At 61.1% G+C, this 14,362-nt stretch carries 15 protein-coding genes; 4 read left to right on the top strand and 11 right to left on the bottom strand.

Going from position 1 to position 14,362, the window contains the following annotated elements; genetic code table 11:
- Positions 1 to 110: 110 nt before the first annotated feature.
- The 11 genes from paaE to paaF form a co-directional block, all read right to left on the bottom strand.
- On the bottom strand, positions 111 to 1,187 hold the full coding sequence (gene paaE / locus KGB06_RS09420) for a 1,2-phenylacetyl-CoA epoxidase subunit PaaE (RefSeq protein ID WP_223514446.1): 1,077 nt from the start codon (positions 1,185 to 1,187) through the stop codon (positions 111 to 113).
- A gap of 33 nt (positions 1,188 to 1,220) precedes the next feature.
- On the bottom strand, positions 1,221 to 1,754 hold the full coding sequence (gene paaD, locus KGB06_RS09425; protein WP_223514449.1) for a 1,2-phenylacetyl-CoA epoxidase subunit PaaD: 534 nt from the start codon (positions 1,752 to 1,754) through the stop codon (positions 1,221 to 1,223).
- On the bottom strand, positions 1,741 to 2,502 hold the full coding sequence (gene paaC, locus KGB06_RS09430) for a 1,2-phenylacetyl-CoA epoxidase subunit PaaC (protein WP_223514451.1): 762 nt from the start codon (positions 2,500 to 2,502) through the stop codon (positions 1,741 to 1,743). Before paaC ends, paaD begins: the two co-directional genes overlap by 14 nt.
- An 8-nt stretch (positions 2,503 to 2,510) precedes the next feature.
- Complete coding sequence (gene paaB / locus KGB06_RS09435) at positions 2,511 to 2,792, bottom strand: 1,2-phenylacetyl-CoA epoxidase subunit PaaB (protein ID WP_223514454.1); 282 nt, start codon at positions 2,790 to 2,792, stop codon at positions 2,511 to 2,513.
- A 27-nt stretch (positions 2,793 to 2,819) separates the two neighbouring features.
- Complete coding sequence (gene paaA / locus KGB06_RS09440; RefSeq protein WP_223514457.1) at positions 2,820 to 3,809, bottom strand: 1,2-phenylacetyl-CoA epoxidase subunit PaaA; 990 nt, start codon at positions 3,807 to 3,809, stop codon at positions 2,820 to 2,822.
- 967 nt (positions 3,810 to 4,776) lie between these two features.
- On the bottom strand, positions 4,777 to 6,102 hold the full coding sequence (gene paaK, locus KGB06_RS09445) for a phenylacetate--CoA ligase PaaK (protein WP_223514460.1): 1,326 nt from the start codon (positions 6,100 to 6,102) through the stop codon (positions 4,777 to 4,779).
- Positions 6,103 to 6,201: 99 nt separating this feature from the next.
- Positions 6,202 to 7,413 carry a 3-oxoadipyl-CoA thiolase gene (pcaF, locus tag KGB06_RS09450; RefSeq protein ID WP_223514463.1) on the bottom strand — a complete coding sequence of 404 codons (1,212 nt, stop codon included), beginning with the start codon at positions 7,411 to 7,413 and terminating at the stop codon, positions 6,202 to 6,204.
- A complete protein-coding gene (gene paaI, locus KGB06_RS09455) occupies positions 7,406 to 7,855 on the bottom strand; it encodes a hydroxyphenylacetyl-CoA thioesterase PaaI (RefSeq protein ID WP_223514466.1) in 450 nt (149 codons plus the stop codon). Before paaI ends, pcaF begins: the two co-directional genes overlap by 8 nt.
- Positions 7,848 to 9,365, bottom strand: a complete 1,518-nt coding sequence (paaH, locus tag KGB06_RS09460) for a 3-hydroxyacyl-CoA dehydrogenase PaaH (protein ID WP_223514468.1) — start codon at positions 9,363 to 9,365, stop codon at positions 7,848 to 7,850. The genes paaI and paaH overlap by 8 nt, the downstream gene beginning before the upstream one ends.
- Before the next feature lie 3 nt (positions 9,366 to 9,368).
- Positions 9,369 to 10,160 (bottom strand): 2-(1,2-epoxy-1,2-dihydrophenyl)acetyl-CoA isomerase PaaG, encoded by a 792-nt coding sequence (gene paaG, locus KGB06_RS09465; RefSeq protein ID WP_223514487.1) that lies wholly within the window; start codon positions 10,158 to 10,160, stop codon positions 9,369 to 9,371.
- A gap of 39 nt (positions 10,161 to 10,199) precedes the next feature.
- Complete coding sequence (gene paaF / locus KGB06_RS09470; protein ID WP_223514471.1) at positions 10,200 to 10,973, bottom strand: 2,3-dehydroadipyl-CoA hydratase PaaF; 774 nt, start codon at positions 10,971 to 10,973, stop codon at positions 10,200 to 10,202.
- A gap of 372 nt (positions 10,974 to 11,345) precedes the next feature.
- Between paaF and paaY the strand changes: the two genes are divergently transcribed.
- The 4 genes from paaY to KGB06_RS09490 form a co-directional block, all read left to right on the top strand.
- Positions 11,346 to 11,942 (top strand): phenylacetic acid degradation protein PaaY, encoded by a 597-nt coding sequence (gene paaY, locus KGB06_RS09475; RefSeq protein ID WP_223514474.1) that lies wholly within the window; start codon positions 11,346 to 11,348, stop codon positions 11,940 to 11,942.
- Positions 11,943 to 12,094: 152 nt separating this feature from the next.
- Positions 12,095 to 13,018 carry a phenylacetic acid degradation operon negative regulatory protein PaaX gene (gene paaX, locus KGB06_RS09480; RefSeq protein WP_150778157.1) on the top strand — a complete coding sequence of 308 codons (924 nt, stop codon included), beginning with the start codon at positions 12,095 to 12,097 and terminating at the stop codon, positions 13,016 to 13,018.
- A gap of 85 nt (positions 13,019 to 13,103) precedes the next feature.
- On the top strand, positions 13,104 to 14,018 hold the full coding sequence (gene feaR, locus KGB06_RS09485) for a transcriptional regulator FeaR (RefSeq protein WP_223514477.1): 915 nt from the start codon (positions 13,104 to 13,106) through the stop codon (positions 14,016 to 14,018).
- A gap of 177 nt (positions 14,019 to 14,195) precedes the next feature.
- On the top strand, positions 14,196 to 14,362 hold a 167-nt coding region (locus KGB06_RS09490; RefSeq protein ID WP_223511913.1), incomplete at its 3' end, for a transposase.

Genomic DNA, 14,362 nt, shown 5'->3' on the forward strand with positions numbered 1-14,362 from the left:
GTGTTACTCCCCTGTAGGAGCTGGCTTGCCAGCGAAGGCGGCCTGAAAATCAACGGTGATTTCAAGGGCCTCTTCGCTGGCAAGCCAGCTCCTACGGGGTTGGTGTTGGATTAGAGCTGGTCGAAATCCAGCACCACTTTGTCGCTGATCGGAAATGCCTGGCACGACAGCACGTAGCCGGCGGCCACTTCGTAGTCTTCCAGGGCGTGGTTGCTGTCCATTTCCACTTCGCCTTCGATGACCTTGCACTTGCAGGTCGAGCACACGCCGGCTTTGCACGAGTAGGGCAGTTCGGCGCCTTGGGCATTGCCGGCGTCGAGGATGCTCTGGCTGTTGCGCGGCAGGTCGAACGCCAGGGCACGGCCGTCGCTGATGACGGTGATCTGGCTGACCGCTGCATCGATTTGCCGGGCGGCCTCGCGGGCTTCGCGTTTTTGCTGGCTACCGGCGACAGCAAACAGTTCGAAGTGGATGCGTTCCGGCGCCATGCCCTTGGCCTTGAGGCTGTCGCGCACGGTTTCGGTCATTTCCTGCGGGCCGCAAATGAAGGCCGCATCGAGGGCATTGACGTCGAGCCAGCGGCTGAACAGTTGCTCGCATTTCTCGGCGTTGATCCGGCCGTTGTACAGGTCGACATCCTGCTGCTCGCGGCTGAACACGAAGATCAGATTCAGGCGCTGCAGAAAGCGGTTTTTCAAGTCTTCCAGTTGCTCGCGAAACAGCGCGCCGGAGCTGGAGCGGTTGCCGTACAGCAGGGTGACGCGGCTGTGCGGTTCGGTTTCCAGGGTGGTCTTGATGATCGACAGGATCGGCGTGATACCACTGCCGGCTGCGACCGCCAGGTAGTTGCCATGGCGAGCCGGATCGAGTTCGACGCAGAAGTGTCCGGCGGGCGGCATGACTTCCAGGCTCTGTCCGGCTTTCAATTGCTCGTTGGCAAACGCCGAAAATCGCCCGCCAGCCACACGCTTGATAGCGACGCGCAGTTCACCATCGTTGACCCCGGTGCAAATCGAGTAGGAGCGGCGCACTTCTTCGCCATCCAGCTGCGTGCGCATCACCAGGTGCTGGCCCTGGGTGAAGTGAAAACTGTCTTGCAGGTGCTGCGGAATCTCGAAGGCGATGGACACCGCATCACGGGTCTCGGTGCGCACGTCCTTGATGGTCAGGCTGTGAAATTTACTCATTGTTGTTCTCCAGCTGGGACGGCCGATTGCCGCTCAGATGCACTTGAAATAGTCGAACGGTTCCCGGCAATCGACGCAGCGGTACAGCGCCTTGCACGCGGTGGAACCGAACTCGCTGAGCACTTCGGTGTGGGCGCTGCCGCACTGCGGACAGACGATCACCGGGCTTTCGCCGAGCAGGCTGCGCTTACTGGTGCTGCCCTCGGGCGGTGCGATGCCGTAGGCGCGCAAGCGTTCACGACCGCTGGCGCTGATCCAGTCCGTGGTCCACGCCGGGGTCAATTTGCGTTCCAGTTGCGGAGCCTTGAAACCGGCGAGTTCCAGGGCTTCGCGGATATCGCTTTCGATCACTTCGGTGGCGGGGCAGCCGGAGTAGGTCGGCGTGACCACCACGTGCAAGTGCCCGGCCTGCCAGTCGAGATCGCGCACGATACCGAGGTCGACCACACTGACCACCGGCACTTCCGGGTCCATGACCTGCGCCAGGGTCGCCCACGCGGCGGCCAAGTCGGTCGGTTGCGCCGGCCGGGCACCTAGATCGCTGGCGATCAACTCACCAGGTCGCATCGGGGTACGCTCGTGGCAGGAACTGCATTTCGGCCAGCAGAATGCCGAGGTGTTCGGTGTGCAGCCCCTTGCGTGCATTCAGGTAGAAATGGCTGGGCGCGGCCGGCACGGGCAGGGTGGCGCTGGCGAAAATTGCGTTGACCTTGGCTTGCCAGGCGGCGGCGACTTGCGTGGTGTCCGGGGTGATGCCGGCGTCGCATAGGCGTTGTTCGCTGTCGTCGGCGGCGATCAGTTCAACAGTGAAGCGCCAAACCTCGGGGATCGCGGCGAGCATCCGGCGATGGCTTTCCTCGGTGCCGTCTCCCAGACGCTCTACCCATTCGCCGGAGCGGCGCAGGTGATAGGTGACTTCCTTGACGGCTTTGGCGGCAATCCCGGCGATGCGCTCATCACTGGATTGGCTCAGGCCGCTGAGCACTTGTAGATGCCAGGCGTCATAGAGAAACTGCTTGAGGATGGTCACCGCGTAATCGCCGTTCGGCTGTTCCACCAGCAACAGGTTGCGGTAGGCGCGCTCGTCACGGCGGAACGCCAGGTCATCGGCATTGCGGCCGTCGTTCAGCAGTTCGGCGGCATATTCCAGCCAGTTGCGCGCCTGACCCACCAGGTCGAGGCCGACGTTCATCAACGCCAGTTCTTCTTCCAGCGCCGGGGCCTTGCCGCACCATTGGCACAGGCGCTGGCCCTGGATCAGAGCGCTGTCGCCGAGGCGCAGCAGGTATTCGATCAGATCAGTCTGGTTATTCATGGTCGACCTCACATGTGCCCGACTTCGACCGGCAGCTCGTAGAAGCTGGCGTGGCGGTAGACCTTGTCGTCCGACGGATCGAACAGCGGGTCTTTTTCATCCGGCGACGAAGCGGTGATCAACGCCGACGGCACGACCCACAGGCTCACGCCTTCACTGCGCCGGGTGTACAACTCGCGCGCATTCTCGATGGCCATGGTGGTATCGGCGGCGTGCACGCTGCCGACGTGCTTGTGGTTGAGGCCGTGCTTGCTGCGCACGAAGACTTCAAAAAGGGTCCATTCAGACATTTCAATGACTCCACATCAGGTGGCCGATCAGGCGGCGTTCTTGTTCTGTTGTTTGCGGGCGTGGGCGACGGCTGCTTCACGAACCCAGGCACCGTCTTCAATCGCCTTGCGGCGGGTGGCGACGCGTTCCTGATTGCACGGGCCGTTGCCCTTGAGCACTTCGTAGAATTCGCTCCACTGGATCTCGCCGAAGTCGTAGTGGCCGGTTTCGGCGTTCCACTTCAAGTCCGGGTCAGGGCAGGTGCAGCCCAGCAGCTCCAGTTGCGGGATGGTCTGGTCGATGAAGCGCTGGCGCAGTTCGTCGTTGCTCTGGCGCTTGATTTTCCAGGCCATGGACTGTGCGCTGTTCGGCGAGTGTTCGTCGCTCGGGCCGAACATCATCAGCGCCGGCCACCACAGGCGGTTGATCGCGTCCTGGACCATGTCTTTTTGCGCCTGATTACCGTGGCGCATCATGGTCAGGAGGATTTCGTAGCCCTGGCGCTGGTGAAAACTTTCTTCCTTGCAGATCCGCACCATGGCCCGGGAGTAGGGGCCATACGAGGTGCGCTGCAGCACCACCTGATTGACGATGGCGGCACCGTCCACCAGCCAGCCCACCGCGCCCATGTCGGCCCAGTTCAGCGTCGGGTAATTGAAGATGCTCGAATACTTGGCCTTGCCGCTGTGCAGCTTGGCGATCTCTTCATCGCGGTCGGCACCCAGGGTTTCCATGGCGCTGTAGAGGTACAGGCCGTGGCCGGCTTCGTCCTGAATCTTGGCCATCAATTGCAGTTTGCGTTTGAGCGTTGGCGCGCGGGTGACCCAGTTGCCTTCGGGCAGCATGCCGACGATTTCCGAGTGGGCGTGCTGGGAAATCTGCCGGATCAGGGTCTGGCGATAGGCATCAGGCATCCAGTTTTTGGCTTCGATCTTGATTTCTGAATCGATTTTTTCCTGGAAGGCGCGTTCCTGTTCGGACATCTCCGACAGGTCTTTGATGCGCTTTACGCCGGTTTCTACGAGCTGTGCGTACATGGGGGTCTCCCGCCGTGAATCTGTTTGATGGCATGGAGAACTTTATAAGCGATACAGAATTTAATATCAAACATAAAATATGGTGTCGTATGTGTTTTTGTATCGCTTTGGGATGAGTGGTTGTTTTTGGGGGCTGAATTGTTGGGGGGCATATCCGTTTCTGCGGTAACGGCGGCTGGCGGTTTCGCTCTTACAGCGAGTCACTTGGAAAAGCCCCAAGTAACCAAGGGCTCTTGCCCCTTTCGTTCGGTGCCTCGCCCAGGCTCGGCATGCCCTCGCTCCGGTCCTGCTCCGTGGGCCCGCCGCCATCGGCCATCCATGCCGGGTTGCCCACTGCGCAGAACCTCCACTCGGCCTCTCGAGGGGGCGGTGCGTCAAAATCAAAAGCTGCAGGCGAGCTAACGCTCGGCCTGATGAGTGGTGAGAAGCAAAAGCCGTACGCCGATCTACTGTAGGAGCTGGCTTGCCAGCGAAGGCGGTCTGGCAGCCGACCCATCTCTCAGGGATGTACCCTGTCCAACTGTGGGAGCGGGCTTGCTCGCGAAGCTGTTGATCTTGCAGTTGCTGTTGCTTCGGCTTTTGATCTTGATCTGTTGCCCCTTTCCCAGAGGCCGAACGCAGGCGTTGTGTAGGGGGCACCGCGGCATGGATGCCGCGGTAGCCGCCCCCGGCCATGGATGGCCGATGGCGGCGGGCCCCCGGAGCAATGCCGGAGTGAGGGCATGCCGAGCCTTGGCGAGGTACCGAATGGAGGGGCAAAGCCTTTTGGTTCCTTTTCGGCGTTTGGAAAAGGGACTCGCTGTAAGAGCGAAACCGCCAGCTGTCGTTACCGCAGAAATGGATATGTACACCCGATTGAAAATGGTCGGCTGCCAGGTCGTCTTCGCTGGCAAGCCAGCTCCTACAGGGGCGTGTACGTTCAGCCCAAAAAAAACCCCGCATAAGCGGGGCCATAAAGGTGCAGCAGTCATGCTTTCGGGCGCTTGTCCATCACGTGACAAGCCTTGCCCTCAGAGCGCTTGATCGAATGCATTGGCTGCAAAACAACCCGCGTACTGATCCCGATATACGTCTTGATATGCCGACTCAACTCGCCACAAACAGCCTTCTGCTGTTCATCGCTCAAATGCTGATGTTCGGCCTTGAGCTCCACATGCACATCCACGCTGTCCAGGTTGCCATTGCGATACAGATGGATCTCATAAGATTCTGAAAGTTGTTTTATTTTCAGAACCTGCTCCTCGATCTGCGTCGGGAACACGTTAACCCCGCGAATGATCAGCATGTCATCGCTGCGTCCGGTGATTTTGTCGATCCGTCGCATCGGCCGCGCAGTCCCCGGCAGCAGGCGTGTCAGGTCGCGGGTACGGTAACGGATCATCGGCAACGCTTCTTTGCTCAGCGACGTAAACACCAGCTCACCCATCTGCCCGTCCGGCAGCACTTCGCCGGTGATCGGGTCGATGATTTCCGGGTAGAAGTGGTCTTCCCAGATCGTCGGGCCGTCCTTGGTTTCAGCGCATTCCATGGCGACGCCCGGTCCCATGATTTCCGACAGGCCGTAGATGTCCAGCGCGGTGATGCCCAGGCGGTTTTCGATGGCGCTGCGCAGTTCGCCGGTCCACGGCTCGGCGCCGAAGATGCCCAGGCGCAGGGCCAGTTTGTGCGGGTCGATGCCCTGGCGCTCGATTTCATCGGCGATGTTGAGCATGTAGGACGGTGTGACCATGATGATGTCCGGCTGGAAATCCTTAATCAGTTGCACCTGTTTCTCGGTCTGGCCGCCGGACATCGGAATCACCGTGCAGCCCAGGCGTTCAGCACCGTAGTGGGCACCGAGACCGCCGGTGAACAGGCCGTAGCCATAGGAAATATGCACTTTGTCACCGCGACGACCACCGGCCGCGCGAATCGAGCGGGCGACCACGTTGGCCCAAGTGTCGATGTCGTTCTGGGTGTAACCGACGACGGTCGGTTTGCCAGTAGTGCCGCTGGAGGCGTGCAGGCGCACCACCTCGTTCATCGGCACGGCGAACATGCCGTAGGGATAGTTATCGCGCAGGTCGGTCTTGGTGGTGAACGGAAACTTCGCCAGGTCTTCCAGCGATTTGAGGTCGTCCGGGTGCACGCCCAGGGCATCGAAGCGCTGACGGTACAGCGGCACATTGTTGTAAGCGTGGTTCAGGCTCCAGCGCAGGCGATCCAGCTGGTGTTGACGCAATTCGTCGATGCTGGCGGTTTCCAGCGGGTCCAGCACAGGATCAAGCACGGCTTTGGCAATTGGCATGTTCATAACTTCACTCGAATTATTGTTGTGTTCCGGCCCCGCTACGGCGGGGCTTTGAGTGCATGCCCCAAGGATACCTCTCGGCTCCCCGGGAATCGCGGTTCTTTAGTCGGATAAGCGCTCAATGATCAGCGCAATACCCTGGCCAACGCCGATGCACATGGTGCACAGGGCGTAGCGGCCTTGACGTTCTTCCAGTTCATGCAAGGCGGTGGTCACCAGCCGTGCGCCGCTCATGCCCAGCGGATGACCGAGGGCAATCGCGCCGCCGTTAGGGTTGACCCGTGGATCGGTATCGCTCAGGCCCAGCTCGCGCAGTACGGCCAGGCCTTGCGCGGCGAAGGCTTCGTTGAGTTCGATCACGTCCATGTCGGCCAGGCTCAGGTTGGCCAGTTCCAGCACCTTGCGGGTCGCTGGCACCGGGCCGATGCCCATGATGCGCGGCTCGACGCCGGCGGTGGCCATGGCGACCACCCGGCCGCGCGCCTTCAGGCCGTGGCGTTTGGCAACTTCGGGGCTGGCCAGCAGCAGCGCACAGGCACCGTCGTTGACCCCGGAGGCGTTGCCGGCGGTGATGCTGCCGCCTTCGCGGAACGGCGTGCCGAGTTTCTGCAATTGTTCCAGCGTGGTATCGCCGCGTGGGTGCTCATCGTGCTCGACGACTTTGGCCGGGCCTTTGCGCTGGGGGATTTCTACCGCGACGATTTCTTTAGCCAGACGGCCGCTGGCCTGGGCCGCGCCGGCACGTTGCTGGCTACGCAGGGCGAAGGCGTCCTGGTCGGTGCGGGAGATGTTGAACTGCTCGGCGACGTTCTCTGCCGTCTCTGGCATGGAGTCGATGCCGTAGGCTTTCTTCATCAGCGGATTGACGAAGCGCCAGCCGATGGTCGTGTCGTACATCTGCGCGTCACGGGAAAATGCCTGCTCGGCTTTGCCCATCACCAGCGGCGCGCGGGACATCGATTCGACGCCGCCGACCAGCATCAGCCCGGCCTCGCCACAGCGAATGGCGCGTGCTGCGGTGCCAATCGCATCCAGGCCGGAACCGCACAAACGATTGAGCGTGGTGCCGGGTACGCTGACCGGCAATCCGGCCAGCAGCGCCGACATGCGTGCGACGTTGCGGTTGTCTTCGCCGGCCTGGTTGGCGCAGCCATAAATCACGTCATCCACAGCAGTCCAGTCGACCTGCGGGTGGCGGCGCAGCAGTTCGCGCAGCGGCACCGCACCGAGGTCGTCGGCGCGCACGCTGCTCAAGGCACCGGCATAGCGACCAATCGGGGTCCGCACCGCGTCGATGATCAAGGCGTCATTCATTCGGGTTCTCCTGCGGCAGTACTGCGCCGCGCACTTTGTAGGATTTGCCATGGAACAGCGCGATGAGCCGGCCCAGTTGGTTTTCAATACGAACGTCGTAGTTGCCGGTGCGACCGGAGCGGCTTTGCTGGGTGCAGTCGGCAGTCAAGGTGTCGCCCAGGTGTGCCGGGGCGATGTAGTCGATGCTGCAACCGATGGCCACCGTGGCTTCGTTGTAGCTGTTGCAGGCAAAGGCAAACGCCGAATCGGCAAGCGCAAACAGGTAGCCGCCGTGGCAGGTACCGTGGCCCTGGATCATGTCGGCACGCACGCTCATGCCGACGCAGGCACAGCCGGGTGCCGCCGAGAGCAGGCGCATGCCCATCGCCTGACTGGCGGTGTCGCGGTCGAACAGGGATTTTGCGCAGTCGCTGGCCAAGTTCATCGCTTCGTGGTTAGTCATGAAAAGTTCTCCCTTCGGCGACGCGACGACGCAACAGCAGCGACGGCCGATAGCGTTCTTCGCCGTAACTGGCTTGCAGGTTTTCCAGCACTTTGAGCACGTGCGAAAGGCCGATGGCATCCGCCCAGGCGAGTGGCCCTTGTGGATAGTTGACCCCGGCGCGCATCGCCAGATCGATGTCGGCGGCCGACGCCACGCCTTGCAGCACGGCGTCGGCGGCTTCGTTGGCGAGCATGGCAACGGTGCGCAAAACGGCGAGGGCCGGGCTGTCGCTGAGTGCGCTGACGGTGAATCCGGCCCGTTGCAGCAGCGCGATGCCGTGATCGAGCGCGGATGGCTCTATGCCGGCTGCGTAGCTGATCGCGATGCGGCTGGCCTTGCTGTAATCGAATGCGAGGTCAAGCAGGATCAGATTGCGCAACCCGTCTTCCTTGGCGCGTTGACAGGCCATGCGCCCGTCGCTCAGCGCCAGTACCGCGTCACCGACTCGCAGCAGGCCTTGGCCGTCGCGCTGAATGACCTCGACCTTGTGTTCATGCAGGCGTGGGATCAGCGCGTTGGCGATCCCAAGATCACCTTCGACCACACAGGTTTCAACGGTCTGTTCGCTGCTGAGGGTGGTCGGCTGCGGCCGCACGGCACCTTCGGCGTAGCTGTAAAAGCCCTGGCCGCTTTTGCGCCCCAGACGCCCGGCGTCCACCAGTTCTTTCTGGATCAATGAAGGCAAGAAGCGCGTGTCGCCGTAATAGGCGTCGAACACCGAACAGGTCACCGCATAGTTCACATCGTGGCCAATCAAGTCGGTCAGTTCGAAAGCGCCCATCGCAAAGCCACCGGCATCGCGCATCAGCGCATCCAGTGTCGGGCAGTCGGCAGCGCCTTCCTGAAGCAGGCGCAGGCTTTCGGCGTAGAACGGCCGGGCCACACGGTTGACGATGAAGCCCGGTGTCGAACGGGTGTGTACCGGTTTTTTGCCCCAGGCCTTGGCGGTGTCGTACAGGCACGCGGCCAAGACCGGATCGCTGGCCAGTCCCGAGACGATTTCCACCAGCGCCATGACCGGCGCCGGGTTGAAGAAGTGCAGGCCGAGCAGCCGTTGCGGGTGATTCAGCTGCGCGGCGATGCTGGTGATCGACAGCGACGAGGTGTTGCTGGCCAGAATGCAGCGCACACCGCAGATCTCTTCCAGTTGGCGGAAGAGGGCGCGTTTGACCTCAAGGTTCTCGACAATGGCTTCGATCACCAGTTCGCAATCCGCCAGCGCTTCGATGGCTTCCACGGCCAGCAAGCGGGCGAGGGTGGACGAGCGCGATTCGGCCGAGAGCTTGCCGTTGTCGACGCGTTTGCCCAGTTGTCGGGCAATGCCCTCGATGGCTTGCGCCGCCGCGCCGGGGCGATTGTCCAGCAGTAGTACGGTGTGGCCGGCCTGCGCCGCGACCTGTGCGATCCCGGCACCCATGGCCCCGGCGCCGATCACCGCGATGCGCGCATCAATGTTCAGTGCAGTCATGACTCAGCGCCCCTTGAAGCTTGGGCTGCGTTTTTCCATGAAGGCGCCGACGCCTTCACGGTAATCCTCGCTGCGCCCGGCCAGGCGTTGCAGGTCTTTTTCCAGCTCCAGCTGCTCATCAAAAGTGTTGCTCAGGCTGGCGTTCAGACTGCGCTTGATCAGTGCCAGACCGTAGGTCGGTTGCGTGGCCAGGTGTTGGGCGAGTTTCAGCGCTTCATCGCGCAGTTCGGCGTCTTCCACGCAGCGGTAGATCAAGCCCCATTGCTCGGCTTGTTCAGCGCTCAAGCGGTTGCCGAGCAAGGCCAATGCCTTGGCGCGGGCCATACCGACCAGGCGCGGCAAGGTCCAGGTACCGCCGGAATCGGGAATCAGGCCGATTTTGCAGAAGGCTTGAATGAAGCTCGCCGAACGCGCCGCCAGCACCAGATCGCAGGCCAGCGGAATGTTGGCGCCAGCGCCGGCGGCCACGCCGTTGACCGCGCAGATCACCGGCAGCGGCAGGTCGCGCAACTGGCGGATCAGCGGGTTGTAGAACTTCTCGATGGACTCGCCCAGATCCGGCACGGCGCTGCCCGGCGCCACATTGCGATCGCTGAGATCTTGCCCGGCGCAGAAGCCGCGACCTTCACCGGTCAGCAGCAATACACGCACATCCGGGTTTTGCCGGACCTGTTTCAGGGCTTCCTTCACTTCACCGTGCATCTGCGCGTTGAAGCTATTCAGCTGATCCGGACGATTGAGGCTGAGCAGGGCGACGCCGGCTTCGATGGAAAACAGGATGTGTTCGAAATTCATGGTCATGGCGCTCTTTGGGAGGTCGTTCGAATTCATTAATTACTGGCCAGTGAAGGTCGGCATGCGCTTTTCCTGGAAGGCCTGAATGCCTTCATCGCGGTCGCGGGTGCCGGCCAGCACGGTGAAGGCGTGGCGCTCGAAACGCAGGCCGCTGGCCAGGTCAGTGTCCATGGCCTTGAGCAGCGCTTCCTTGGCCAGACGCACCGCCAGTGGTGCTTTGCCAGCAATGCTGCGGGCGATCTGTAAGGCGCGTTCGACGGTGAATTCCGGCTGGGTTACTTCGCTGACCAGACCGGCGCGCTGCGCTTGGCGGGCGTCGATCGGTTCACCGGTCAGGACCATTTGCATGGCCATGGATTTGCCGACGGCGCGCAGCAGGCGTTGGGTGCCACCGGCGCCGGGCATGATCCCGAGGTTGATTTCCGGCTGACCGAAACGGGCATCTTCACCGGCAATGATGATGTCGGCGTGCATCGCCAATTCGCAGCCACCGCCCAAGGCGAATCCGTTGACGGCGGCGATCAGCGGTTTGTTGAAGCGGGTGATGGTTTGCCACGACGCCTGGCGCGGGTCGTCGAGGATGCCGACCAGATTGCGCTCGGCCATTTCCTTGATGTCGGCGCCCGCCGCGAAGGCTTTGCGGCTGCCGGTCAGGACCACGACGCGGGTATCGGGATCAGCTTGTGCGGCGTTCAGTTCATCGGCCAATTCACCGAGCAATTCGGTGGTCAGGGCATTCAACGCCTGCGGGCGTTGCAGGGTAATCAGGCGAACGCCGGGCTCGATGATTTCGACAGCAAGGGTTAGAGGCATGGCGGATGCCCTCACGGTGTGTGCTCGGCTGCAATGCCGGCTCATTATTGGATCGGCGTAGTAGGCCGGTTTTGCCTGAGTATACCTACATCGTGATACGCAAATACAACAGCAAAACGCATTTATCGTGTCTTATTGACGAGTGGTTGTTCGCTATTGGTCCGGGTTTGGCGAAGCCTTATTTGCAGATAATTGCCGGTTTTATTGGCTTAAACGGCAAATGCAAACCCGTTAAACCGACTTTCATTAAGGGCGTTACTAAGTGATACGGAGTTTTAATCTTTGTGCTGGTAAAAGCGATGTGATACAAAATAAGTCAATATCGGCATCGCTTTGCGAACACACCCGGCACTGCGCTTAAAGGAACGTCCCATGACCTGCTACAGCCTCGATGGCTTGACTCCGGTGGTTGATCCCACTGCTTACGTTCATCCGTCCGCGGTGCTGATCGGCGACGTGATCGTCGGCCCGCATTGCTACGTCGGGCCGCTGGCGAGTTTGCGCGGGGACTTCGGGCGGATCGTGCTGGAGGAGGGCGCCAATCTGCAGGACACCTGCGTAATGCACGGTTTCCCGGACAGCGACACGGTGGTCGAGCGCAATGGTCACATTGGGCATGGCGCGGTGTTGCACGGTTGCCGGATCGGCGCCGACGCGCTGGTGGGCATGAACGCCGTGGTGATGGACAACGCACGCATTGGCCCGCGCTCATTCGTGTCGGCGGCGGCCTTCGTCAAGGCCGGTTTCGAATGCCCCGAGCAGTCACTGGTCATGGGCGCGCCGGCCAGTATCAAACGCGGCCTCAGCGATGAAGAAGTGTCGTGGAAGCAAGCGGGCACCCGCGAGTATCAGCAACTGGCCAAGCGTTGCCTTGAACAGATGCAAGTCTGCGAACCGTTGACCGAGCCGGAAGCGGATCGCCCTCGCATCAGCGACAACGGCTTTCGCCCCAAAGGCAGCGCCCAGTGAACACTGATCCCCTGTAGGAGCGGGCTTGCCCGCGAAAGCGGTCTGACATTCAACATCAATGGTGACTGACATACCGCTATCGCGAGCAGGCTCACTCCCACAGGGCGGCGTGCATTCGGTATATTCCTTTTCTTTTTCAGCCCGGTACGCCCATGTCGTCCCTGACACCCTTGAACCAACTGATTACCCGCTTCCAGGAGCAGACGCCGATCCGCGCCAGTTCGCTGATCATCACGCTGTATGGCGATGCCATCGAACCCCACGGCGGAACTGTCTGGCTGGGTAGCCTGATTCAATTGCTCGAGCCCATCGGTATCAATGAGCGGCTGATCCGCACGTCGATTTTCCGCCTGACCAAGGAAGGCTGGCTGACCGCCGAGAAAGTCGGGCGTCGCAGCTATTACAGCCTGACCGGCACCGGTCGCCGGCGTTTCGACAAGGCGTTCAAGCGCGTTTACAGCTCCACCGTGCCCGCGTGGGACGGTTCCTGGTGCCTGGTGATGCTCACGCAGCTGACGCAGGACAAGCGCAAACAAGTGCGCGAAGAACTGGAATGGCAAGGTTTTGGTGCGATTTCGCCTGCGGTGTTGGCATGTCCACGTAGCGACCGTACCGATCTCAACGCGACCTTGCTCGACCTCGGCGCCCAGGAAGAGACCATCGTCTTCGAAACCACGGCGCAGGACGTCCTGGCGTCCAAGGCGCTACGTTTGCAGGTGAAAGAAAGCTGGAACATCGAAGAACTGGCGACCCATTACAGCGAGTTCATCCAGCTGTTCCGACCGCTCTGGCAAGCGCTTCGCGAGCAAGAGAACCTGCAACCGTGCGACTGCTTCCTGGCACGGGTCCTGCTTATTCATGAATACCGCAAACTGCTGTTGCGCGACCCGCAACTGCCGGACGAGTTACTGCCCGGCGATTGGGAAGGTCGGGCGGCGCGCCAGTTGTGCCGCAACATTTACCGGCTGATCTACGCCAAAGCCGAGGAATGGTTGAACAGTGCACTGGAAACCGCCGACGGCCCGCTGCCGGACGTGGGTGAAAGTTTCTATCGACGCTTTGGCGGGCTGAAGTAGTCCGTCATTGCTGTGGGAGCGGGGTGGTTAGGGAGGACCTTGGGATTGGCGTAGACAATAAAAATAAGCCAGCGTGAGGCCTGACATGATTTCTGCAAATGCACAGCGCCGTGATGGATTTGATCAGTGGATCCATCAGATCAACCAGATTTGTGGCGCTTTCAATGGGCAAGCCCTGGGCGCCGGGTTTTCCGGGCAGATCCGGGAACACCGCAGCGGTGCGCTGAAACTCAGTTTTGTCGACGCCTGCCAGGCGCGGCTGTACCGCACGCCTGCGCAAGTCGCGGCGAGTGAGGACGGCAAATATTTTGCGGTGTTCCAACTCGACGGCACGGCGGGCATGGCCCAGGGCGACAACAAGGTGTTGCTCTGCGCCGGTGACATCACCCTGATCGACGCGTCGCGCCCCAGCGACTTCACCTACAGTGAAAACTCCCGTCAGTTGTCGCTGATTCTGCCCTCGCCGCTGATTGAGCAAACCTTGCGCTTCAACCAGGTCAAGTGCGGTCACCGCATCGCCGCGATGTCACCGATGGCAATGCTCTCTCACCGCCTGATTCTCGATGCCGTACAGCAAAACACTCTGAGCCTGCCGGAAAGCGAGGCGACGCTGGAAGCGATTGTCAGCCTGCTGCGCCCGGCCATCAGTCAAACCGAAGACAGCAACGATTTGCACGAGCGCATCTTTCGCAAGACGCTGGAATGCATCGACGCGCACATCCGCTCCGAAGACCTGTGTCCGGAGTGGCTGGCGCGGGAAGTCGGCATGTCGGTTCGGGGGCTGTACCGGATCTTTGCCAAGAAGGGGTTGGTGGTGGCGAAATACATCAAGAATCGTCGGCTGGACTTGTGCGCCGAGTCCCTGCGCCAATCGCGTACCGAACAGAAATTGTCGGTGCTGGGCTATTCCTGGGGTTTTTCTGATTCGAGTCACTTCTCCACCGCGTTCAAATCGCGCTTCGGTGTTTCCCCCGGTGAATACCGAAAAAACCGCGCCTGAGATCCGCCTGAATCACACATAACCTCTGTAGGAGTGAGCCTGCTCGCGATAGCGGAGTGTCAGATAAATTAATGTTGTCTGACACTCCGCTATCGCGAGCAGGCTGATCTGGCCTAATGAAATTGGACACCTCAATAGGGCGCTATGATGGCGCCCAAATCTAAGGTGTGCATGATGATGCGAAAGTCCTATTCCAGCGAGTTCAAGCTCAATGCTGCAAGCATGGTGCTTGATGAAGACCAGCCCATTCTTGAGGTCTGCGCCAACTTCGATATCGGCCCTACTGCGTTGCGCCGCTGGGTCGAGCAGGTCAGGAAAGAACGTGCAGGCTCGACGCTAGCGGG

Source organism: Pseudomonas sp. GL-B-19 (genome assembly GCF_019956415.1).
Classification (GTDB): Bacteria; Pseudomonadota; Gammaproteobacteria; order Pseudomonadales; family Pseudomonadaceae; genus Aquipseudomonas.

Excerpts from the sequence above, each read along its gene's own strand:
- paaD (WP_223514449.1), bottom strand. The coding sequence starts at position 1,754 with ATGCGACCTGGTGAGTTGATCGCCAGCGATCTAGGTGCCCGGCCGGCG.
- pcaF (WP_223514463.1), bottom strand. The coding sequence starts at position 7,413 with ATGAATGACGCCTTGATCATCGACGCGGTGCGGACCCCGATTGGTCGC.
- paaF (WP_223514471.1), bottom strand. The coding sequence starts at position 10,973 with ATGCCTCTAACCCTTGCTGTCGAAATCATCGAGCCCGGCGTTCGCCTG.
- paaB (WP_223514454.1), bottom strand. The coding sequence starts at position 2,792 with ATGTCTGAATGGACCCTTTTTGAAGTCTTCGTGCGCAGCAAGCACGGC.
- paaG (WP_223514487.1), bottom strand. The coding sequence starts at position 10,160 with ATGAATTTCGAACACATCCTGTTTTCCATCGAAGCCGGCGTCGCCCTG.
- paaX (WP_150778157.1), top strand. The coding sequence starts at position 12,095 with ATGTCGTCCCTGACACCCTTGAACCAACTGATTACCCGCTTCCAGGAG.
- paaY (WP_223514474.1), top strand. The coding sequence starts at position 11,346 with ATGACCTGCTACAGCCTCGATGGCTTGACTCCGGTGGTTGATCCCACT.
- feaR (WP_223514477.1), top strand. The coding sequence starts at position 13,104 with ATGATTTCTGCAAATGCACAGCGCCGTGATGGATTTGATCAGTGGATC.
- paaH (WP_223514468.1), bottom strand. The coding sequence starts at position 9,365 with ATGACTGCACTGAACATTGATGCGCGCATCGCGGTGATCGGCGCCGGG.
- paaK (WP_223514460.1), bottom strand. The coding sequence starts at position 6,102 with ATGAACATGCCAATTGCCAAAGCCGTGCTTGATCCTGTGCTGGACCCG.
- paaE (WP_223514446.1), bottom strand. The coding sequence starts at position 1,187 with ATGAGTAAATTTCACAGCCTGACCATCAAGGACGTGCGCACCGAGACC.
- paaC (WP_223514451.1), bottom strand. The coding sequence starts at position 2,502 with ATGAATAACCAGACTGATCTGATCGAATACCTGCTGCGCCTCGGCGAC.
- paaI (WP_223514466.1), bottom strand. The coding sequence starts at position 7,855 with ATGACTAACCACGAAGCGATGAACTTGGCCAGCGACTGCGCAAAATCC.
- paaA (WP_223514457.1), bottom strand. The coding sequence starts at position 3,809 with ATGTACGCACAGCTCGTAGAAACCGGCGTAAAGCGCATCAAAGACCTG.